The organism is Salinivibrio sp. MA351, from assembly GCF_001996065.1.
GTDB classification, from domain to species: Bacteria; Pseudomonadota; Gammaproteobacteria; order Enterobacterales; family Vibrionaceae; genus Salinivibrio; species Salinivibrio costicola.
Window position 1 is genome coordinate 1 of sequence record NZ_MUFG01000022.1, and the last position, 20,883, is coordinate 20,883.

A 20,883-nucleotide genomic window follows, 5' to 3' on the forward strand; every position below is an offset into this window, starting at 1 on the left:
ATATGTTTGCAGTGTGTCTCACTCTTCAGACGAAGAGGCTTGAGCCGCTTGCGCTGCTTGCGAACGTATTTCATTGGCAACCTGCATAATCGCCTCACCGCTGCTCATGCCTTTTGCCATCAGCGCGTGAATGCGCTCTGCCGCTTCTTGTTGTTGCTCGTGGTTTAGCGTAACGCCGTCAAACATTCGGTTACTCTCTTGGTGATCAATGATTGGTAAGTGATGATTAAAAAAGGCAGGCCATTTTAGGGCCTGCCCAATCATTTGTCATGCAGTAACTGATTTAAAACGTAAAGGCCAGCTGAGCGGAACCACCATAGCTGTTGCTATCGATGATACTCGCGGCGATATCAAGATTGGCGACACCAAAGGGGGATAAACCAAGACCGAGGGTAAAGGCATTATCGACATTGTCTTCTAGATCCGCACGATAGCCGGTGCGTAGTTGCGCATGGCCAAAGGCGTCAAACTCTGCCCCGACTCGGAAAAACTGTGTGTCATCATCCACATTAAGCGTACCTTTAAAGCCGCTTTTCTTGTTGAGATCTAAATCGGCAGCAACGGTCACAAAGTCAGACACAAACGCCGAGCCCAAGGTAAATTGCGGCTCAAGCTCATAGGTGAAACGGTTACCCGTTCTTGGAATGTAAACCGTATCGACATCTTGGCTAATCAAATTCTTGCCGGCAAGGCCAACCCGGTAAGAGCCCGATTGCCACACGGCGCCCAAATCAAGATTGAAAGCATTTTCTTCTTCGCGGTAGCGGCTGTCATCCCAATCATCCGTATCGTAGTCGTCGACCGCGACGCCGTAATTATAGGTGGTAATTCTCTGTAGTTTCGGCGTCACGCCCACCGCAACGCGCTGGCCGGCAATATCAAGGTTGGTTGCCAGTGCGACCCCTAATTCACCGATACCGGCGGCAAGAATGGTTGCATTTGAATTGGGATCGGAGGTGACGTTAAAGTCATTGGTGTCGATATCAGGTAACACCGCGCCTTCAATCAATCCCGATGTATAAAGGGTGGCCGAGATAGAGCCTGTGGGAATCCCCACCGCAGCACCAACACCGGCATTGACGTAGGCTTTATCGCCTTGCACCGCTCTCAGTGAAGATTCAATTTTTGTTGCATCTTGTTGGTCAAACGCATCGGCGACATCATCGAGGCCGTCAATAAGCTCATCGGGATCTCGCGCTTCGGCACCAATATACGGGATAAGCACCCCAAAGGCGCTATCAGGATCAAGTGCAGCCAAAGCTGGGTTATGAAAGCCTGCGGAAAGATAATCCCCCGATGCCACGCCTACCCCACCCATCGCATTGGCACGGGCATCGGTTGGGTTAGTCGCCGCCAACGCACTGGTTGAGCATGCGGCCAGTGCCACCACAAGCGCTTTTGTTTTAAAGGTCATTGCGTTACCCCTATGTTTTGATTTGCTATTTAAAAGGCAAGCATAGAGGTAAAAGTGAAAAATTGGACCGATCTCACTAAAAAGGTGTGAACTTTATCAAATTGACCATAACGCAAATGTCTATTTATTCGTCACTTTGTTTGTCCGAGCGGCTCGGCGCTATCCTATTTAAAGCGTCAGGATCCAAATCCGGTAAATCAATCGCCCGGCCGATACGCTGAACTTCTTCAATTGACAGCGCGCCCTGCCAGCGCCGTTCAATCAGGGCAACACTAAACCAGTATTGACCATTAGGCACATCTAACATTGGCAGCTGGGTAGGAAGCCGCTTATGCTTTTCAGCAGACCAGATCGGGGCACCATCCGGTTGATTGTGCGGATACAGGTTGAGGCTCAGAAAGGGCCGTTGACAGGTTGAGTTAAAATCATCAAAAGGGGTAATGTGCCAGCTTCGGGTATCTTTCCAGCTCAATGTTTGACGTGGCTGAGGCTGGGTCAGAAGCAACCAACTCGACCACGTATGACCTGATACTGACTCTACAGTGAGTTGATAAAGACCTTGGGAAATAGGATCGGAAAGGCCATCTTTGATCAAACGCCAACCGTGTTGCTGCGCCGGAGAGAACTCACCACGCATCACCGTTTGATCCGGCCATTTTTTTAACGTGAGTGCATCCACCCCCGTTTGCGACTCCCCTGACACTTGGAGCCGATAATACACCCGACTCGTGGTTTGGACCGTTTCGCGACGCACAGATATATTGCTCAACCAATCAGGCAATGTCTTTTGGCTTAAACTGCGCCCACAGTCTTCCGTGATCGCGAGCGCAAGCAGCTGAGCGAGATGATCCTGCTTGGCAGCAGAAAGATTGGGTTGCTGCCAGGCTTCAATCATGGCCTCTACACTGGCTGCGGTTTGTCCATTTAATAGGCGCTGATGGGCACTGGTTAATGCGTCATTGCCGTTAAACCACGCGGCCTGCGCGCCACCAGCACCCAGCATAGTTGCTAATAGTCCAAAGAGAGCGCGCTTTTTCATCATGCCTTCATGCGATAGCCGACGCCACGTAGCGTCTCGATATTCACCGAGGGCAACTTCTGGCGTAGTTGTAATATATGGGTGTCAACCRTACGCGTGGTAGGATAATGGTTATACCCCCACACTTGATCGAGCAATTCATCACGCGTAAATACACGCCCTGCGTTTTTGGCGAGGAAATGCAACAAGTCAAACTCGGTACGTGTCAATGTCATCTCTTGGTCACCACAAAAGACTGCACGACTCGCGGTATCGATTCTCACCTCATTGATCACGAGATCGTCACTCGATATTTCCGCTTCTCCGACAGGGTGACGAAGATGGACACGCACGCGCGCGAGCAGCTCTGCTTCGGCAAAGGGTTTAGTGATATAATCGGTAGCGCCCGAGTCTAACCCGCCAACGCGATCACGCACGGACACCATGGCTGTCAACAAGATCACTGGCACGGTTTTGAGTTTATTCCAATCCGCGAGCCATTCGATTGAGTCGCCTTCAGGCAGTTGGCGGTCCAAGATGACAAGATCCGCATCACGCCATAACTCAGCAACTTTCGTCGCACTATCAGCATATAAACACTGGTAGCCCGCTTGCTCCAAACTTGCCAATAAGCCGTCTGCTAGATTGGCATCATCTTCAACCAGAAGTAACGTCGGTTGCGTCACAATGAATCTCCAAAGTAAATGTGGTGGGTGGACCAGAAAGGATTAACTTGCCCCCCATTCTCTCAATCATCGATTCTACGATCGTCAGCCCGAGCCCAAGACCGCTTTGGCTGACAAAGGGTTTACGTATGTGCTTCCAATCCTTGGCGGTCAGATCGCCTTGGTCGCATATTGCAATGGTGAAACGATCCGCTGATACCTTTGCATGCACTTCAACCGGGGCGACACCATATTTGACCGCATTGGCAATCAAATTGTTCAATGATGTCGTCAACCAATAGACATTGGCCCGCACCGCGCCATCTTGACTCACCTGAAGCGTCACTTGATGTTCTTCACAAATGTATCCTAACCATTCTTCGATAGACGGAATCGTTTCTTTGCCCAATGGCTTTTGATTCGACTGCAAGTAATCCTTACTCGCTTCCGCCAGCTGTTTTAGACGCCTTGAATCTTCACACAAACGACGAAACTCATCATAAAAGGGCTCTGGTAACGTATCGAATTTACGCCGAAACCCCTCAACCGTCATCGACAAGCTGGCAATGGGGGTACGTAACTCGTGCGTCAATATTTGTAATACCAGCATACGCTCTTGCATCAACCGACGCTGTACCGTCCATCGGTTAAATCCCCAACCACCGAGGGCAACCAGGTTGATGATAATCAGCGCGCCGACAAGATAAGGCCAATAGCTAGGCGCTTTTTCTTCATTCCAACAAATGTTCCCCACACGGGCCAAACAAAAATCTTGCTCCCCCCGAGGCGTAAGGTGTAAATCAAATTCAGCAACAAGAGGTTGCCATTGCTGCGCGGCATACAAATGGTAATAGCTGCCCACACGGATCCACATTTCATTTTGACTGACCAAGGTTTTGGCGCCGCTATTCAATGCCTCGACGGCTGATGAATCCATTCTTTGCAGTCGACCGAGTAAACTGTCAGGTTCGGCTTTGGGTCGCTCTTGGATATGAAAAAAGCGCACAAGCTCGCTGCGTCGCGCTGGATATTTCTCCGCGTATTTGGCCGCATAGCTCCCGCCACCTGGATGAATAAACCCAGAGCGAGAAAACCAAGCAACCGGAAGCTGGGTGTTATTACACATGGCACGAGTAAACACCAAAGGCTCTGTCACTTGCGGATTCACTGGCCAAGGTCCTTGACACTTTTGCGCAGCCTGATACAGCCGGCGAATATCTTTTAGTGGGTAGCGCGCCGTCTGTGGCAATAGGCTATCTGGACTGAGCAACACACGTGGAAAAGCACGGTTAATACCGATGAGGTTATAACGAGCAACAGGATCCGCCAACAGTAACTGAGCACGGAACGCAGTCATTTGCTCTGAAAATGTACTCGCCGCCATCGCTGGCCAAGCTGTCAACGTAAAAATAATTAGCAGCAGAATTCGCATAGTGACAGCTTACCACCAAACCTATAAATAATGTCAGTGCATTGTAAGTTCAGACTGTCAGGATGCAAGATAGCTTTTACGCAAGATAGCTATTAGGCAAGATAGCTTTTACTCACGTCCAGCGCCGGCGATCGTGCACAAAAAAAGAGCCAGCTGAATCACTGGCTCTTTTGAAGAACGGGCTCTTTAAAATAATAGCGTCCCAGAGTTCAACTATAGTGCCTTTGAATTTAACTATAGCGCTTTAGAAATAGCCTCGACACTTTGTTTCGCATCGCCAAAGAGCATGGTGCTGTTGTCTTTAAAGAACAATGGGTTTTGCACCCCAGCATAGCCGGTATTCATTGAGCGTTTAAAGACCACTACATTTTTAGCATTCCAGACTTCAAGTACGGGCATGCCCGCAATGGGACTAGACGGGTCATCCATTGCGGCGGGGTTAACCGTATCGTTGGCTCCGATCACCAGTACCGTATCCGTATCTGGGAAATCATCATTAATTTCATCCATCTCTAATACGATGTCATAGGGGACTTTCGCTTCTGCGAGCAACACATTCATATGCCCAGGCAAACGCCCTGCAACGGGGTGAATCGCGAATCGCACGTCAATGCCCATATTACGCAGTTTTTCTGTTACTTCGTAAACAGGATATTGCGCTTGCGCAACGGCCATACCATAGCCGGGTGCGATCACAACACTGTTGGAGTCTTTTAGCATTTCTGCGACTTCTTCAGCGGTACTCTCGCGGTATTCACCGACCTCTTCATCACCCGATGACGCGGTGCCATCTGAACCAAAGCCACCAGCAATCACACTAATGAATGAGCGGTTCATGGCCTTACACATGATGTAAGACAAAATGGCACCCGATGAGCCAACCAATGCCCCCGTGACGATCAGTAGATCGTTCGCCAGCATAAAGCCTGCCGCTGCCGCTGCCCAACCGGAATACGAGTTCAGCATAGACACCACAACCGGCATGTCTGCGCCGCCAATCGAGGCAACAAGGTGATAACCAAAGGCCAGCGCGATGAGCGTCACTACAATGAGTGCGAACGTGGAGCCTTCGGCATTGACGAAGTTAATCAACAGTAAAAAGGAAACCACGACGGCTGCAAGGTTAAGCTTATGACGATGCGGTAACGCCAGCGCTTTCGACGAGATCACGCCACGCAGTTTACCAAAGGCGACAATCGACCCGGTGAAAGTCACTGCACCGATAAACACGCCTAAGAAGATCTCAACTAAATGAATATTAAGCATCGCACCGGTCAGCGGTGGATGATCAATATAGGTGTTMAAACCGACTAATACCGCCGCCAGGCCGACAAAACTGTGCAGCATCGCCACCAGCTCCGGCATTTCGGTCATCTCAACCCGTTTGGCGTAGTAAATACCAATCGCGCCCCCAATGATCATCGCGAGTATAATCCAACCAACGCCTTGAACATCGGGACCCCAAATCGTCGCCACCAGCGCGATGGCCATCCCGGTCATCCCGTAGTAGTTGCCGGCACGCGCAGACTCTTGCTTTGAGAGCCCAGCCAAACTCAGAATGAAACAGAGTGCGGCAACAATATACGCAGCTTGTACCAATCCTTCAGACATTCTTTCTCCTTACCCTTTACGGAACATTTCAAGCATGCGCTTTGTAACAGTAAAGCCGCCAAAAATATTGATACTGGCGATCAACACGGCAATGAAGGAGAGGAAGGTAACAAAACCGATCCCTTGTCCTACTTGCAATAGCGCCCCGACGATAATGATGCCTGAAATCGCATTGGTGACGGACATCAGTGGCGTGTGTAGCGCATGGGTTACATTCCAGACCACGTAGTAGCCCACAACACAGGCAAGCACAAACACGGTCAAATGAGAAAGGAACTCACTTGGGGCGTAGTTGGCTACCCAGCCAAACGCCCCCAACCCGGCGGCCATTAAACCATACTTGGTTGCCCGTGACGTTTTTTTCGCCTCTGCTTTCGGTGCAGGTTCGGGTTTAGGTTCCGCTTTCGGTTGTGCCGACACTTGAATCGGCGGTGCAGGCCACGTCACTTCGCCTTCTTTAATAACGGTGACGCCACGTACGACTACATCGTCAAAATCAATGGCAATATTGCCGTCTTTTTCTTTGCAAAGCAGTTTGGTGAGGTTAACCAAGTTAGTGGCATACAGTTGTGATGACTGAGTCGGCAAGCGCCCTACCATATCGGTGTAGCCAATCACTTTGACCCCATTTGGCGTGGTGATAACTTGGTCTTTTTCGGTGTACTCACAGTTGCCACCATTGGCGGCTGCCAAATCAACAATCACACTCCCGGATTTCATGCTGTCTACCATCTCTTTGGTAATCAGCGTTGGCGCAGGTTTACCAGGGATCAGCGCCGTGGTGACGATAATATCGACATCTTCTGCTTGTTGCGCATAGAGCTTTTGCGCAGCCTGATTGAATTCATCCGACATCTCTTTGGCATAGCCATCACTGCTACCTGCACTGTCTTGTTTGAAGTCCACTTCAAGAAAGTCAGCGCCCATGCTTTCAACTTGTTCTTTCACCTCTGGGCGAACATCAAAGGCACGAACAATGGCACCTAGGCTCCCGGCAGCGCCAATCGCAGCCAGACCTGCCACCCCCGCACCGGCAACAAATACCTTGGCAGGCGGTACTTTACCGGCCGCGGTGATTTGCCCGGTAAAGAAACGGCCAAATTCGTGGGCCGCTTCGACAATAGCGCGATAGCCCGCAATGTTTGCCATCGAGCTTAGCGCGTCTAAAGATTGTGCACGAGAAATCCGCGGCACGGCATCCATCGCCATCACATTAACATTGCGCGCCGATAATCGCTCAAGCAGCTCTTCGTTTTGGGCAGGCCAGATAAAGCTGACAAGCGTGGTGCCTGCTTGTAGTCGTTCCACTTCATCTTGACCGGTTTGTTCAATCACACCCGGTGCGTTGACTTTAAAAATGACCTCAGACTGCCAAACGGCATCCGTATCAACAATGGTCGCCCCGGCAAGTTCGTACGCAGTATCTTCGAAGCTTGCTTTTTCGCCCGCTCCCTTTTCTACCACCACGTCAAAACCGAGTTTGATAAGCTGTTCCACCGACTTTGGCGTCGCAGCTACCCTCGTTTCATTAACGAGCCTCTCTTTTGGAACACCAATCTGCATAGCTATTCCCTGAATGTTGGCTTATAAGAAATTTTTTAATGGTCACAGGTGAGTACCACCTGAGAGACATTCACTGACTAAATTCGTATTGAAAACGGTTTTACCCATTATTCACTCAGTTGCGGGTGTCAGTAATTTTGTGCTTAGCAACGCAACAGCCTTAACTTAACGAGTTTATTCCTTAATCACCACAGGGCGAGGATCGCCATTAGGGTATAAATGTGATCCAATCGACACTTTATCTGTTTTTATTGTTCATAGTTATGCATTAATTTTGGTATCACTCAGCATCGCCTAACCGCCACGCGCAAAAATCTTGTCGCCATTCTGGTCAATCATCATTTTGGCCTTTGTGATCATCAAGCTATTTGCATCATCTTGATTTCCCAATAGATCAGAACGGATAAAGTGATGGGTCATCACCTGTTCATCGATTTCTTTGCAAATACGCCCGCATACACGGTACTGGCCGCTTTCTGCGGTCGCTTCGGGGTAAATCAAATAGCCTTTGTAATCTGTTGGGATCACAGATGCTTTATTAGCTTGTTTCGATTGACCACCAGAAAAAAGTGCGGAAAACCATCCCATCTTTCTTTACTCCTTTTTATCTTTCAGCTCGGACAAATCAGGCAATATATGATTGGTTAATGCCAAGAGTGATTAAACCACAAATAAAAAAACGCCACATCTCGATGATGTGGCGTTTCGCGTTCTGTCTACGTTTTTTGTCGTCTTATCGGTTTATGCCGATATCACGCTGCAAATGCGCCGGTAAACGGCTTGCATCATAAGCAGGTGCTTGCGTGCTGCGGGTAAACAACACATCCATGGCATGAGCGATCAGTCCTTTGATAGTTACCGCGTAAGATCGACGTGAACGTGTCATATTAACCGTTGCAGTCGTCATACGATCCTCGCTTTATTTTCTGAATCACTCGGCGCGTAGTATAGGTGGCTAACCCACAATGATAAATTGATGAAAATTAAAGCATAGGATTAGTTTTTATAATCCGAAAAGCAAGCAATCGCTAATCAGAAAACTATGTTAACTTACGGTTAAAAAAGCGCCTATTTGCTTTTATGTGCCCTTGAGCTGTCATTATATTTATTTTGTTTGAAAGCCGTCTCCACACCTATGCGATACCTTGTCACTTGCACATGGCCGTGTCTTACTTATTAAAAATGGCGATTTATCGCTCGATTATCGATTAAAACCTGATAACATCAATGTTACACATGTCACTAAGGTGTTGACCATGCTTGCGTTTCTAGCCCGACACTCTGCGATCTTTCTTTTTATTGCTGCGCTGATTGGCTTTGCATTTCCAGCGGTATCGCTAGCGTTGTTTCCTTTTCTTCCCTATGTTTTGTTTGCGCTGATGCTATTTACACTGCTTGGAATCCACCAAGGTTTACTGGTAAAAGCACTGGGCCAGTGGCAAGTGTGGGTATATGCATTTATTCATGCGGTGGTATTAACGCTGATAACCTGTTCGATCGCTTGGTTATTGGGTGCATCGACAGGGTTATTACTCGCGATTAGTGGGATCTGCGCAACCGGCTCCTTGTTTGCCACACCCGCCATTATCCGTTCGTTAGGCATGGACGCGCTGATCGCCATGGCCTACACCATCGCTTCAACGTTGCTGATGCCAGTTGTCTTATTCGTCAATTTAACAATATTCAGTGGTGATGCTTTTTCACTGGATTTACAAAGCTACGTGATTCGATTAGTGGTATTTATTTTCGGGCCCATGGCGTTCGCCGCGATTTTTCACGCGCTGGTCAAGCCCGAAAAACTCAAACGCATTCACGGCAAGCTCGCACAGTTTACTATTGTGCTGGTGTTTAGCTTTCCTTTGGGGCTGGTGGGGCCATTTGGAGAAACCTGGCAAAACGATCAAGCGTATGCCCTAGAACTGTTAGCAATTTCAGTCGCAATTTGCATGCTTTTTTTTACCATTGCCTTCGGTTTATACCGGCGACAAGGACAAGCAGCCAGTATGATCGCCGCGGTGACCGCCGTAAATCGCAATGTATTACTGACCTATACCGTTGCCGGCGTCGCACTTGGCCCGGTATTTTTACCCTTAATCGGTGCCATTCAGTTACCCATTTACCTACAGCCTCTTTTGGTTCGCTGGGCCATACGTCACGCGCATCGCGCTGACACGCAGGTACCCTAGCGCGGCTCGTTTATACAACCGGTACAAAATAAACCAAAGATGCCCAAGCTATCAGCCAAAAGCTAATCAACCCCACATCAAACCAATCACGTTTTTCCATCACCTTCACCTTTCGATAGTATGGCTACATTCAGAGCACCTATTACTGTTATCGACAATAACGATCCAAACTTAATCTAACGGCAACGTTATGCCGAACGTGCAACCTATCGATGAATAAGCAAAGGATGGGCCAAGTTATTGACCCCAACAGGTTTGTGTCTGATCGGGTGTACTCAAATAACACACTAAAGGCTGGCTCGGGAGCGCGAGTGCGTTTTGCTGCCGTGCATACCGAATAAAACACTCCGCCATTGATAAACCAATTGAGCGACGGCGACCTGTCTGCAGTGCGTCATAGCCCTCTTTACCTTGTGCCGTATAAGATGAGGACACACCGGTATATCGGTGCGCATCGTCCATCGCCACCCAATGCTCACCCCGTTTGATTTCTAATTGGGTGATGCGCTGCCCCATTGGGCGCCACGCTTCATAACGATAACGGATAGCGGCACAATACGGGAAACTGCCGGTCCCAAGGCCAGCAACGCCATTGTTGGTCGCGTTGTTGATTGCCCCTTCTAACGCGCTGCGGATTTGTTCGCCTGTCACTCGATACGCGATCACGTCGATCGCAAACGGCAGCAGTGTACCGGCAATTAATGCAGCAGAAAGCGGGCCAGCGTTCAATCCAACTCGAACCCCTCCCGCATTATGTATCGCAAACTCCGCATCAATCCCTTGCTCACGCGCCGCCCAAAGAAAACTCTCGGTGACCAAAGGGGCCACGTCGCTACTGCCTTCGCCGTCAGGGACGCGAACATGGCGTAAACGCTCAGGCACATGCGTGACAATATCACGCTCTAATTGTGCCACTTGTGGACGATACGTCTGTTGCAAGTGGTGTTTTAGATCTAAATCACTCGGCAAAATGAGTACATTCGACTGACTATTCAGATAGTCGCGCGCCGCTTGATAAGAGGTGTCGGTTAATTGCTGCTCGCGCGACGCATCCATCGCCAAACTGCGTCCAAGCAGCACGTAATTTTGACCATTAAAGGCTGTTGGCCGACCTTTTTCATCGATGGATAACGTAAAACGGCCAATAGATTGCGCATGGCACCCGGCTTGCACAATCCAAGTATCATTAACTTGATACCCGTATGGATCTTGGGCCTCGAGACCAATATTTTGAAAATCGCCTTGTAAGACATGTGTGTGCCCTCCCACAATCACATCAATGCCTTTGACTGCTGCTGCGAGTGCCTTGTCTTTGTCATAACCAAGGTGGCTTAACAAAATAATGGTGTTGACCCCTTGAGCACGCAAATACGCCACCGTATTTTTAGCTATCTGGGTGGCAGGCAAAAACGGCGTATCGTGATCGGGATGTGCCAGTGCCGCCATTTGCTCAACCGCCAAGCTAAACAGACCAACCTGATGGCCCGCGTAGGTTTTGATCAGGGTGCTCGCACGTGCGTGCTCTGGCAGGTATGGCATCAAGCTAGGCTTATCGCTTACCCGTTTTTGCTTGTCTTTTGCTTCATCATCCACATGCCAATTACCGGCAAGTAAAGGAAACTTAATATCATCGAGAAAATCGGCAACGGGCCCATTGCCTTGATCCAGTTCATGATTACCGATGGCCATCGCGTCGATCCCAAGGCGATTAAGCATGTCGGCATTTGCTTTTCCTTTAAACAAGGAATAATACAGCGTGCCCTGGAAGCAATCACCGGCGTGCAGAAACAGAAAGCCGTGCTGATTTTGTTCAGCCTGATGACGAAAGTGCTTCACCGCCGATGCAATGCGTGCGAATCCACCGCAATTGGCATATACCCGTGTGTCTTCGCTAWCTAAGCTGAGCGAGACAGGCGTAGACTCAAAGTGTGAGTGCGTATCGTTAATATGCGCGATGGTTAATGAGAATGGTTGTCGTGCTGTCATAATAATCCGTGCCACAACACAAAAGAAGATGATACAAGCTTAACATTGACATATACAAGAAAGGTTAAGTTTTTGATAGATTACTACCTAATCCACAACAGGGAAGCGTGACGATATGCAAGTGAACAAGACCAAAGTGGCTTTTATTGGCCTCGGCGTGATGGGATTTTCGATGGCCGGCCACCTGCAACGTAACGGCTACCCAACCCGGGTTTACAACCGAACCCCCGGCAAGGCCGAAAGCTGGTGTACAACCTATCAAGGACAGAGTGGATGTACCCCTGCTGAGGCAGTCACTGACGCTGACATTGTCTTTATGTGCGTAGGTAACGATGATGACGTACGCAGTGTGGTCTATGGCGACATTGGTGTGCTGGCCAATATGAAAAAAGGCAGTACCTTGGTGGATCACACTACCACCTCTGCAGAGCTGGCGACTGAACTTGCCGACGTGTGTAACCGACAAGGTATTCACTTTTTGGATGCGCCTGTCTCCGGTGGTCAAGCGGGCGCCGAAAACGGCAAACTTACTATTATGGCGGGTGGCGATCCTGCTGTATTTCGTCATGCTGAACCTGTGATGACTGTTTACGCCAGTGCGATTGAGCATATTGGCCCAAATGGTAGCGGCCAGCGCTGTAAAATGGCCAACCAAATATGTATTGCCGGCGTCTTACAAGGCTTATCCGAGGCACTCACCTTCGCGCAATCCGCTGATCTCGATATCGAAAAAATGATCAATGCCATTAAGCATGGCGCCGCAGGCTCTTGGCAAATGGAAAATCGTGCTTTGACCATGGCGGAAGACAGTTTTGACTTTGGCTTTGCGATTGATTGGATGCGTAAAGATCTGGGCTTTTGTTTAGAAGAAGCCGCCAAATTAGGCGTGAACCTTCCCTTAACCGAGCAAGTGGATCAACAGTACAGGCAGCTGCAACAGCGCGGATACGGCCGAAGTGATACCTCAGTCCTGATCAAGCAGTTTGATACGGATACTAAACCATCTTCATCAACCTAACCTAAAAATATGGCAATCCTCGGCACTTGAGGCTGAGGAAAGGCTAAACAAGGTGTGTACAAAAGTTAACCAATAAGGAGGGGTGTAATGACAGCTATCTATGTAATCTGCGCCATCGCCATGATCATTGGCCTGTTCACCTTATACGCACCCTCTATTGAAAAATGGTGTGATAAGCAGTTGAGCACGAGCAAGAAAGATAAGTAGTTATTCACACCTGCCCTCGCTTTTCTCATCCCTCTGATTAAGTGGTATGATGCGCGCCATTGTCGCGCCACTGACTTGTATGACGTTGGCGCATTCGCATCAGCAAGGTTGTACAAACATGGTTAACAACAAAATCCAGTTGTTCTCGAGCCAAGTATATTAAAACCCTATAACTTGCCAAAAAAGCACCCCCTTGCTTAATGTTAACAATAAAGTCAATAGATAAATACCGGAACATCTCACTAAATACAGCTAAAAACCAGCTTTTTGGTCATCCTCCCCAAGTCAATGTTCTTCACAATGACTAAATCCCTAATCACATTATTTATCCAATCTAATATGAGCCGACTAGAATCTTAGGTATAGTTTCTTCAGCGCGTTAAACAAAGAGGAACTATTATGGCTATCAACTTCAAAGAAAAAGTTCGAGGAACAAGGGTATATCATAGCGGAAAAGCCATTAAACCTCGTCCACTGACTGAATCCAGCAAAATTGCAGCACAAGAAAGCTTCGAAAGTGATCGAGGTAGGATCCTCAACTCAGCTGCAATCAGAAGGCTTCAACAAAAAACTCAAGTCTTTCCCCTCGAACGTAATGCTGCAGTTCGCAGTCGTCTCACTCATTCTCTCGAAGTTCAACAAGTTGGTCGATACATCACTCAATTAATCTTTAAAGAGCTCTCTGAAGAATCTAAACAAGAATACGAGCTAACCGGATTAGAACGTCAATTTGAGTCGATAGTCGAAATGTCATGTTTAATGCATGACATTGGCAATCCACCTTTCGGACATTTTGGAGAGCWAGCTATAAACGATTGGTTTTCTAGAAATTTACTATCTCTTGTAATGGATAAGAACGGTGAGCCCACAATCGACTTACCAAAGCCAATCCAACAAGATCTTACCAATTTCGAAGGTAACGCACAGGCTATCCGCCTAGTTCACACTCTACTCGAGCTCAATCTAACCTATTCGCAAGTATCTGGTGTGTTCAAGTATACTCGCCGTGGGGATCAACCATCGCCTAAAACAAAGAGCAACTCGGAATTACATGACTATGACTATTTGATGAAAAAAGTGGGTTATTACTTAAGTGAACACCGCTACATAGAGTCACTAAAAACGGTGCTGTCAATGGACTCTCATTGCCGCTCTCCATTTTCATACATAATGGAAGCTGCGGATGATATTTCCTACGGCATTGCAGACATTGAGGATGCTGTTGAAAAAGGCATTCTCACAGTAGATCAACTCAAAGAAGTTTTAAACGACGAATACCAATCTCTTGTAAAAGAGTACGATTTGCAAAACAGTGAAGAGATGAAAAAGATCGTTGATGTCGCCAGTGAAAGCGCTTCAAAATCCGATAACTGTGCGAACAGCCACTTCTTCATTACTCTTCGCGTGGAAATAAAAAAACGCCTACCAAAACATGCATGCAAACAGTTTATAGATAACATAGAGAAGGTATTTCACGGGAGCTTCAATAGAGCGCTAATTGAAGATCATAGTGATAATCATGCATTAGTAAAAGCTCTTAAGAATGTTGCTATGAACTATGCTTTCTGCGATCCAGAAGTAGAAAAAAGTGAGCTACAAGGATATAGAATCATTACGGGGTTACTTGAAGCGTATAAGCCATTATTACTATTAAGAAAAGAGACTTTTACCAACATTAAAGAAGCCCCTCTATACGAGAGAAGACTCTACAAAAAACTACCGAACAAGCACCTTCGAGCATACGAAATCGCTATGCAAAGGTTAGAGAAAGAAAAAAATAAACCGTCTGACCTTACGTACTTACCCTATGACTTTGATGACGATATTTGGGAGTTTTATTTTCGAGTCCGCCTCATCCAAGACTATATTAGCGGCATGACCGATCAGTACGCTTATGACGAATATCGTAATCTACATGTGTTGGACTAAGTAAAAGCAGACAATCTGAAATGTAATTACAATATAAGGGAAGTCATCTTCCCTTTTAATCACTCTTAATTTAACTATTCACGAGAATTCATTTTGAATTATCATCAATCCACTAATGTATACCTGTAAATATAAGATGAAATCACAGATATTAGTCATTCAACCAAATCACCTCTTGCTCCAAAGCTAAGCCATGCTTCTTCATTTTCGTCACCAACTCTCGTAACTCTGATGACTGTGCTAAAAGCTTTTGGCTATTGCGCTCGAAAGAGGCAAAATCCCGGGCCGTGTCAACCCAAAGCTGGTTTTGTCCATAACGCAACAAAAACGCCTTCCAATTCGGCATCATCCAAAACTCTGCTCTTTCTGTAAGCTTCTCTTTGAGGCGGCGGTAGTTATTCAGCCCTACTCCATCATAGTCAGCAAAAAAGTAGACTATCGGTGCCCTTTCAGGCACCGATAACCAATCAATTAGTTTGTTGTGTAGCTGCCCGCGGTACCAAATAACGGTAGTAGGTTCGTTATTAGGCAACCAATCTAGTCTGTCAAATAGCGCTTGATTCTCCACCAGCCAAATGGAATGTTCTGTGTGAAGATGTCTATTTCGCTCTCCGCCCACCTCAAGCGACAAGACACCAAACGCTTCTGTGGCTGCATTTAAGTGCTCGGTTGGCACGCCGGAAACCTCCCACAAAGGGTTAGCAACCGTTTTAGCCAGAGCGTAAGTGACATCGTGACCTGCGTATCCTTGTTTGCTGCTGCGTGTCGAGGCTATGTTTGCCGATCGTTGCGGTACACTGGAAGATACACGTTGGTCGGGGGCTAATCGTTCAAGTTCAACGGCGGCTACATCTATATCTTGAATTCGATAAACAACACCACGGCCTTTAGGCGTAATTTGCACACACCGCGTTTTGTGATTGAACGCTTCAAGCTGCTTCTTTTGAGACGGTGTCATTGTACTTCCGGCAACGGAATCAGGGTAAACCTCAACGAGTCGCGAGAGTGCTTTCACCAACGCCTGGCTCATAGCGATGACTCTGCATATGATTGGGGCAGCTCTTGACTCTCTAGTGGTTCGAAAATCTGCCAGCTATTTCGACTAATATGATTTTTGCCATTGGCTTGGTGAATTGGCACACAATAACGCGCGGTGGTTAAGGGGGCTGGTGAGGCAAATATCAAGGCAAAACCGAATTGATCCGCAATCTCTATCAAGCTCGTTTGGTTCTGGGTATCCAAAGCTGACGCTTCATCCAAATAACAGACTGCTTTCATTTGGTGGCGTTTATCTTGCATGAGGTACAACATCGCCAGACCCGTCACAAGCTTCGCCATCAATACGGTTCCGTTAGAGGCGGCACTATCAATTTCTTCAAATGACTCTTGCGGCTGGCCGTGCTTGGCAACGACAAATTCAAGCCGGAATAAGTCTGCTACTCTTAAACCTTGGCGAGCATTGCCCTCATCAATCAGCAGGCTCTTCGCGCGCTCTAAATCAGCATCATCGAGGATGCTGCCCTGATCAAATAGCTCAAAACTTTGACCACTTTCAGTTTGCTCTGCTTGTTGGATCAGCACATTCATCGCATCAACAAGCAGACTTTGTTCGACTGGCTCAATTTTGAAAATTTTAAGATCTGACAGCTGCCTTTGGCTGATCAGGCGGTTGAATTCCTTCATCTTACTTTGCAATGCATATAAACCACTGCGCAGCTCTCTTAAACTGGCAGTGACGTTGACGACGGCCGATCGGGCCCGCCTTTCCAGTGCTTTTTTCTCATCGTCCAAACAATGATTGAATTGAATAATACCCTCTAATTCTTCATCTTGTGTTTGCGCCATCTGAAACTTAGTCAGCCCTTTTTGACCCAATTCATTTTTCATTTGGCGCAGTTCTTTTGATAGCTGATCAAGGGCTTTACAATCTTCAATGTAGTCCTGAAGACGATCCGGAAGTGACGCCAAAGACCAATCATCCCCCGCTATCCAGGGCGAATGTGGCTGGTCAGAAAGCCCGCTAAATAGCGCTTGGTCATCTATTCTTTGTTTTTTTAGTTTTTCAACACTGCTCTCGTCTGAAGCCAGCTTATTAAGCTTATCCGCTACCTCACTTAATTGCCTTGAAAGATCGGCTTGCTTTTCTCCTGAGTTGTTAAGCGCATCGTTAATCGCTACTCGCTGTTTCTCAACAGCCTGTCTTTGCTCGATTCGCTGTGCTTGATTGTGTGTTAACTCTTGTAACTGTTGGAAGTCTTTTAGCTCTTGTTCACACTGCCTAACGGCACTATTTAATTCGGCCTTTTTCCTCTCAGCCGCCTCTTGCTCTCTACTCGCTTGAAGTAATTCTTTGAGCTCGTTTATTTGCTCATTAACGCTACCAATTTCCTCCAAAACCTCTGACTCTGTTTTTTGCACATGCTGAGGCAATAGCTCATGAAGCGACAATGTTAAGCCGGGGAGCAAGCATTGCTGTGAGGACTCGCGATTAAAAACGCTTCGCAACTGCTCAGCATTAAGCGAGTACTGCGAGGGTGGCAGTTGCAGAACTTGTTGGCTGAGCACTTTGTTTAGATTATCTAACTCGTGTGTATTGAGCGTCTTAGAAAGGTGAAGGTATAAATTGTCATTTAGGGTTCGCTGTTGATACTGCAACCGCTGGCGCTGCTGTTCTTTTTCTTGCAATTGTTTGCTAAGCATCTCGGAAGAGGAGCGCTGGGACTGAACAAATAATGTGGCCTGCGCTTCATACTCTTTCTCGGCGGATCGTAACTGACTCTCTAGGAACTCTTGATTCGGAATTAGGGCAAAGCGCGCTTTAAGCTCTTGATAATGCTGCTCCATACGATCTAGCTCTGCCAGTTTATTGGCTAAGTCCTGGCGTTCTCCAGCTAGAGCGATATCTTGGTCTCGAAGTTCACGTGAGGCTTGTTCAAGCTTAGCCTTTTGCTTAACTAGCTGTTCCCTCGTCGTTTGAACGTGACCATGCCAGTCTTTTAGCAACGTATCCACTTTCGGTTGGCATACCGCGATCTTTCCTCGTAAAGATAAGGTACGCTCAAACTTTTGCTCGAGTTGTTGAATCGTCTCTCGATTATTGCAAGCGACTAGGTACTGCTCGCGCTCTAGATTAATGTCTTGAAACGCTTTTTCCCATTCCTGCTTAAAATCAATGCTGGCGTTGGGTAACTCTCGACTAAATATCGCTAACAAATATTCTTTCACATCACTAGAATTTAGTTTGTCGAGCCGCAGCGTCTTGGTGAGTACCTGCTGAAAGGAACGGGCATCGCTAATGTGCTCAAGCTTGAATACGGTAAAATCAATATCGCTCGTCTTCTTGCTTTGTGCACCGCCATAAATCAAGTGACGGAAGTCCCTCTCGTTATATCGATGGACGCTATATTTCTTTTTTGCTAAGTGACTGACAAGCTTTGGTTGGCTGACGATATTACCATCATCTAAACGATAATCGTCTAAATTCAACTCTCCCTTGTAGGCAAAGTACTCATAGTCATGGCCCACCCCTTTACCGACACACCCAAACACTACTGTGCCCGTTTGCGGTAGAATTACTTCTAGTAAGATGTAGGCGCTATTATTTGGGAAGTAAAAGCGACGCGTTTGATCTCGCGTGTGCGAGCCAAAATCCATTTTTCTCTGATCGATGATAAGCAGAAATTGAAGCGCATTGATAAGGCTTGTTTTGCCATGGTTATTGGGTGCGATTAATGACACAGAATCATCGAGAGGAAGTTCAGCGCGCTGGTATCCCGCACTGCCGATTAACGCTACACGTTGAAAGCCATAACTTAACATGATTCATCTTCCTCATAAGCCGTAGCCGCTATATCACTCTCAGATGCGTGCTCTGTAATTGCTTGGAAGTGATCAAGGTAGCGATATACCGACGGCAACAAACGCCAGTGATTGTTCTCTTGAACAGCGAAACCTTTTCGCACAGCATTGTCGAGTATCTTTGCGAGTGCATCTCGGTCTAGCTCTTCTGCATCCAAAAGTCCTTGATGCTTTTCGTAAATGTCATCGAGTAAGGTGTTATCAATTGTCCATTGGTAAAACTGACCAAGGGAGCGACCGCTATCCGCTTGATGATCAAATAGCACCATTAGCAATAACGCTAAATGACGCGATTGTTTATTGATGTTCTGATTACCTTCTTCATCATGAAACCAAGCAAAGCCGCGTCCATCAATGCGCAAATCAAAACCTAGGTTTGCAAATAGATACTGATACTGTTCTGCTTGCAGCTCAAGCTCATGCCATAGCGCGGCATCCGCCGAGCGGTTAAGGTGTCGTCCAGAGCTAAAAAGGTGAAATAACTCGGTCAAATATGCCAGTTCATTTAAATCGATTTTACTATTTCGCATGATCTATACCCTTTGCAGGAGTTGGATCAGTTAATGCCCTGATTTTATGGGGGTAATAAGTAACGGCGACGGTGTTTAACGCTGTAGTATTCGAGTGTGGCCCTAACGTGCTTTCCCATTGAGGCTCTTGCACAAGTTCATGGTAAAGTCTTAATAACGCTGCGTCCGATAAATGCGGATAGTGTTCCCTCAGCCATATCATAAGATTGTCAACCGGCAACGAATCGCTCAGCTTTTCTCTCAACCGCGCTTCATCCACCCAGCTGACCGTTGAACTCGTCGGTCCATCTCCTTCATCAGGGAAAACGACAGCAATAGGCTCAAAATTCATGAATTCAGCCATTAATTCGCGCACCTCATTGCCCAATTGAATTTTGGTGACACGGCTACTTGTCCACAAAGGTAGCCCCTTGGCGTTGAGCCCTCGCGCTAATCCCTTTTTACGAACTTGACTGAGCTGCTTACTAATCACCGCTGAAAGCTGGTTATGCTGTCTTGCTTCCTCACGTAATGGCAGCAAAGTATCAGCACATTGTTGAGCAATGACGCGTCCTTGATAACGAAGCTCTTTCACTTGATAAGCAATCTGGCGCATCGCCAGCCTTTGTTGATACAAAGCTCCACGTATCGAGAGTCGATCGACCGCATCATCCAGTGCTTCTTCTGCTTTTTCTAATAACGGGTAGAAGCTACCACCAAGGCCGCTGTCCATCATTTCGTTCATCGGCTCAACGTATTGATCGTACACTTCTAGGACTTCACGGTAACGACGCTCAATCGGCATACTGGTATCCGCCGATTTCGCTAATTCTGCTATTTCAAAAATTGCTTGTTTGTCTTGGATTAGCTGTTGGGTGATCTTTCTGACAAGCTCTGAGAGTCTGTTCGCGCCGGCACGCAGCAAATCATTGTCCGACCCATCTAGCCCTTCTAACACCTGGCTGGTGGCGTCTTTAATCGCGTCGACTCGCGCTCTAAGTACCGCTGATAAGCCAAGCTCATGCTCTTGCGTCAAGCCTCTCACAAAATCCACGACTAATGTATTTAGCTGATAGTCACTACTTCGGTTAATAGGTTGCAATATATCTGCATTAACAAGGCTAGTGAGTACAGTATTACTGTCTGTTTGCTTATTTTTGAATTGATTGATCACCTGCTCAAGTACTCTCAGCTCAAACGCTGGAAACTCTCGCGAAAGCCGCGTTAGCTGCTCAATAACCTCCCAATGTTGATGTAACTGAAAAATGAGACTTTTAGGTGCGACCATTTCACTCCCTTATTCAACGACTTGCCGGCTTTCATTCCGCCGAGACTATCTGCAGGTTTAACTATTTTTATGATGTCTCCTTAATAGCAGTAGGTAAACACTAAACGCATAAACATGTCGAATAACTAGACTAGGATCTAAATTGCGCACGTAGTCTATTAGGTGAGAGTAGCTATTTCGATACCGCGCGTTGTCATCG

The 20,883-nt window shown here is 47.2% G+C and carries 17 protein-coding genes; 3 read left to right on the top strand and 14 right to left on the bottom strand.

All coding sequences use genetic code 11. From position 1 onward, the window contains the following. Nucleotides 1–18: 18 nt before the first annotated feature. From BZG78_RS11670 to BZG78_RS15505, 9 genes are all read right to left on the bottom strand, one after another. Nucleotides 19–186, bottom strand: coding sequence for a YoaH family protein (locus BZG78_RS11670; RefSeq protein ID WP_077460953.1), 168 nt, complete (start codon nucleotides 184–186; stop codon nucleotides 19–21). Between the two features lie 97 nt (nucleotides 187–283). Next, nucleotides 284–1,414, bottom strand: a complete 1,131-nt coding sequence (gene traF, locus BZG78_RS11675; protein WP_077661294.1) for a conjugal transfer protein TraF — start codon at nucleotides 1,412–1,414, stop codon at nucleotides 284–286. 124 nt (nucleotides 1,415–1,538) lie between these two features. Next, nucleotides 1,539–2,453, bottom strand: a complete 915-nt coding sequence (locus BZG78_RS11680; protein WP_242413018.1) for a DUF2861 family protein — start codon at nucleotides 2,451–2,453, stop codon at nucleotides 1,539–1,541. After that, entirely contained in the window at nucleotides 2,453–3,118 is a 666-nt protein-coding gene (locus BZG78_RS11685) for a response regulator transcription factor (protein ID WP_077661296.1), read from the bottom strand. Before BZG78_RS11685 ends, BZG78_RS11680 begins: the two co-directional genes overlap by 1 nt. Continuing rightward, nucleotides 3,090–4,529: a DUF3404 domain-containing protein gene (locus tag BZG78_RS11690; protein WP_077661297.1), complete on the bottom strand. Its 1,440-nt coding sequence runs from the start codon at nucleotides 4,527–4,529 to the stop codon at nucleotides 3,090–3,092. The genes BZG78_RS11685 and BZG78_RS11690 overlap by 29 nt, the downstream gene beginning before the upstream one ends. A gap of 234 nt (nucleotides 4,530–4,763) precedes the next feature. Further along, on the bottom strand, nucleotides 4,764–6,140 hold the full coding sequence (gene pntB, locus BZG78_RS11695; protein ID WP_077661298.1) for a Re/Si-specific NAD(P)(+) transhydrogenase subunit beta: 1,377 nt from the start codon (nucleotides 6,138–6,140) through the stop codon (nucleotides 4,764–4,766). A 9-nt stretch (nucleotides 6,141–6,149) separates the two neighbouring features. Next, entirely contained in the window at nucleotides 6,150–7,703 is a 1,554-nt protein-coding gene (locus tag BZG78_RS11700; RefSeq protein WP_077460771.1) for a Re/Si-specific NAD(P)(+) transhydrogenase subunit alpha, read from the bottom strand. A 294-nt stretch (nucleotides 7,704–7,997) separates the two neighbouring features. Further along, complete coding sequence (locus tag BZG78_RS11705) at nucleotides 7,998–8,291, bottom strand: HlyU family transcriptional regulator (RefSeq protein ID WP_077661299.1); 294 nt, start codon at nucleotides 8,289–8,291, stop codon at nucleotides 7,998–8,000. A gap of 145 nt (nucleotides 8,292–8,436) precedes the next feature. Beyond that, a complete protein-coding gene (locus BZG78_RS15505; RefSeq protein ID WP_021023852.1) occupies nucleotides 8,437–8,610 on the bottom strand; it encodes a hypothetical protein in 174 nt (57 codons plus the stop codon). Nucleotides 8,611–8,959: 349 nt separating this feature from the next. Between BZG78_RS15505 and BZG78_RS11710 the strand changes: the two genes are divergently transcribed. Beyond that, nucleotides 8,960–9,889 carry a hypothetical protein gene (locus tag BZG78_RS11710; protein WP_028569720.1) on the top strand — a complete coding sequence of 310 codons (930 nt, stop codon included), beginning with the start codon at nucleotides 8,960–8,962 and terminating at the stop codon, nucleotides 9,887–9,889. A 237-nt stretch (nucleotides 9,890–10,126) separates the two neighbouring features. Here BZG78_RS11710 and BZG78_RS11715 read toward each other — a convergent pair whose 3' ends face one another. Beyond that, nucleotides 10,127–11,875, bottom strand: a complete 1,749-nt coding sequence (locus BZG78_RS11715; protein ID WP_077661300.1) for a bifunctional UDP-sugar hydrolase/5'-nucleotidase — start codon at nucleotides 11,873–11,875, stop codon at nucleotides 10,127–10,129. A gap of 121 nt (nucleotides 11,876–11,996) precedes the next feature. Here BZG78_RS11715 and BZG78_RS11720 point away from each other — a divergent pair, with 121 nt between their 5' ends. Both BZG78_RS11720 and dgt read left to right on the top strand, forming a co-directional pair. After that, entirely contained in the window at nucleotides 11,997–12,893 is an 897-nt protein-coding gene (locus BZG78_RS11720; RefSeq protein ID WP_077661324.1) for an NAD(P)-dependent oxidoreductase, read from the top strand. Between the two features lie 606 nt (nucleotides 12,894–13,499). Continuing rightward, nucleotides 13,500–15,029 carry a dGTPase gene (dgt, locus tag BZG78_RS11725; protein WP_077661301.1) on the top strand — a complete coding sequence of 510 codons (1,530 nt, stop codon included), beginning with the start codon at nucleotides 13,500–13,502 and terminating at the stop codon, nucleotides 15,027–15,029. A gap of 151 nt (nucleotides 15,030–15,180) precedes the next feature. Here the strand turns inward: dgt and BZG78_RS11730 are convergent, their stop codons facing one another. The 4 genes from BZG78_RS11730 to BZG78_RS11745 are packed head-to-tail and all read right to left on the bottom strand — an operon-like array spanning nucleotide 15,181 to nucleotide 20,684. Next, the gene (locus BZG78_RS11730) at nucleotides 15,181–16,059 is read right to left on the bottom strand and encodes a Wadjet anti-phage system protein JetD domain-containing protein (RefSeq protein ID WP_077661302.1); all 879 of its coding nucleotides are present in this window, start codon (nucleotides 16,057–16,059) and stop codon (nucleotides 15,181–15,183) included. Further along, nucleotides 16,056–18,848: a hypothetical protein gene (locus BZG78_RS11735; RefSeq protein WP_077661303.1), complete on the bottom strand. Its 2,793-nt coding sequence runs from the start codon at nucleotides 18,846–18,848 to the stop codon at nucleotides 16,056–16,058. The genes BZG78_RS11730 and BZG78_RS11735 overlap by 4 nt, the downstream gene beginning before the upstream one ends. Next, nucleotides 18,842–19,417 carry a hypothetical protein gene (locus BZG78_RS11740; RefSeq protein WP_077661304.1) on the bottom strand — a complete coding sequence of 192 codons (576 nt, stop codon included), beginning with the start codon at nucleotides 19,415–19,417 and terminating at the stop codon, nucleotides 18,842–18,844. Before BZG78_RS11740 ends, BZG78_RS11735 begins: the two co-directional genes overlap by 7 nt. Next, nucleotides 19,407–20,684: a hypothetical protein gene (locus tag BZG78_RS11745; protein ID WP_077661305.1), complete on the bottom strand. Its 1,278-nt coding sequence runs from the start codon at nucleotides 20,682–20,684 to the stop codon at nucleotides 19,407–19,409. The genes BZG78_RS11740 and BZG78_RS11745 overlap by 11 nt, the downstream gene beginning before the upstream one ends. Between the last annotated feature and the right edge of the window lie 199 nt (nucleotides 20,685–20,883).

Bases quoted from the DNA above. Each gene is read 5' to 3' on its own strand.
- BZG78_RS11735 (WP_077661303.1), bottom strand. From the start codon at position 18,848: ATGTTAAGTTATGGCTTTCAACGTGTAGCGTTAATCGGCAGTGCGGGA.
- BZG78_RS11680 (WP_242413018.1), bottom strand. From the start codon at position 2,453: ATGAAAAAGCGCGCTCTCTTTGGACTATTAGCAACTATGCTGGGTGCT.
- BZG78_RS11710 (WP_028569720.1), top strand. From the start codon at position 8,960: ATGCTTGCGTTTCTAGCCCGACACTCTGCGATCTTTCTTTTTATTGCT.
- BZG78_RS11670 (WP_077460953.1), bottom strand. From the start codon at position 186: ATGTTTGACGGCGTTACGCTAAACCACGAGCAACAACAAGAAGCGGCA.
- BZG78_RS11740 (WP_077661304.1), bottom strand. From the start codon at position 19,417: ATGCGAAATAGTAAAATCGATTTAAATGAACTGGCATATTTGACCGAG.
- BZG78_RS11700 (WP_077460771.1), bottom strand. From the start codon at position 7,703: ATGCAGATTGGTGTTCCAAAAGAGAGGCTCGTTAATGAAACGAGGGTA.
- BZG78_RS11690 (WP_077661297.1), bottom strand. From the start codon at position 4,529: ATGCGAATTCTGCTGCTAATTATTTTTACGTTGACAGCTTGGCCAGCG.
- traF (WP_077661294.1), bottom strand. From the start codon at position 1,414: ATGACCTTTAAAACAAAAGCGCTTGTGGTGGCACTGGCCGCATGCTCA.
- BZG78_RS11705 (WP_077661299.1), bottom strand. From the start codon at position 8,291: ATGGGATGGTTTTCCGCACTTTTTTCTGGTGGTCAATCGAAACAAGCT.
- BZG78_RS11745 (WP_077661305.1), bottom strand. From the start codon at position 20,684: ATGGTCGCACCTAAAAGTCTCATTTTTCAGTTACATCAACATTGGGAG.
- BZG78_RS15505 (WP_021023852.1), bottom strand. From the start codon at position 8,610: ATGACGACTGCAACGGTTAATATGACACGTTCACGTCGATCTTACGCG.
- BZG78_RS11730 (WP_077661302.1), bottom strand. From the start codon at position 16,059: ATGAGCCAGGCGTTGGTGAAAGCACTCTCGCGACTCGTTGAGGTTTAC.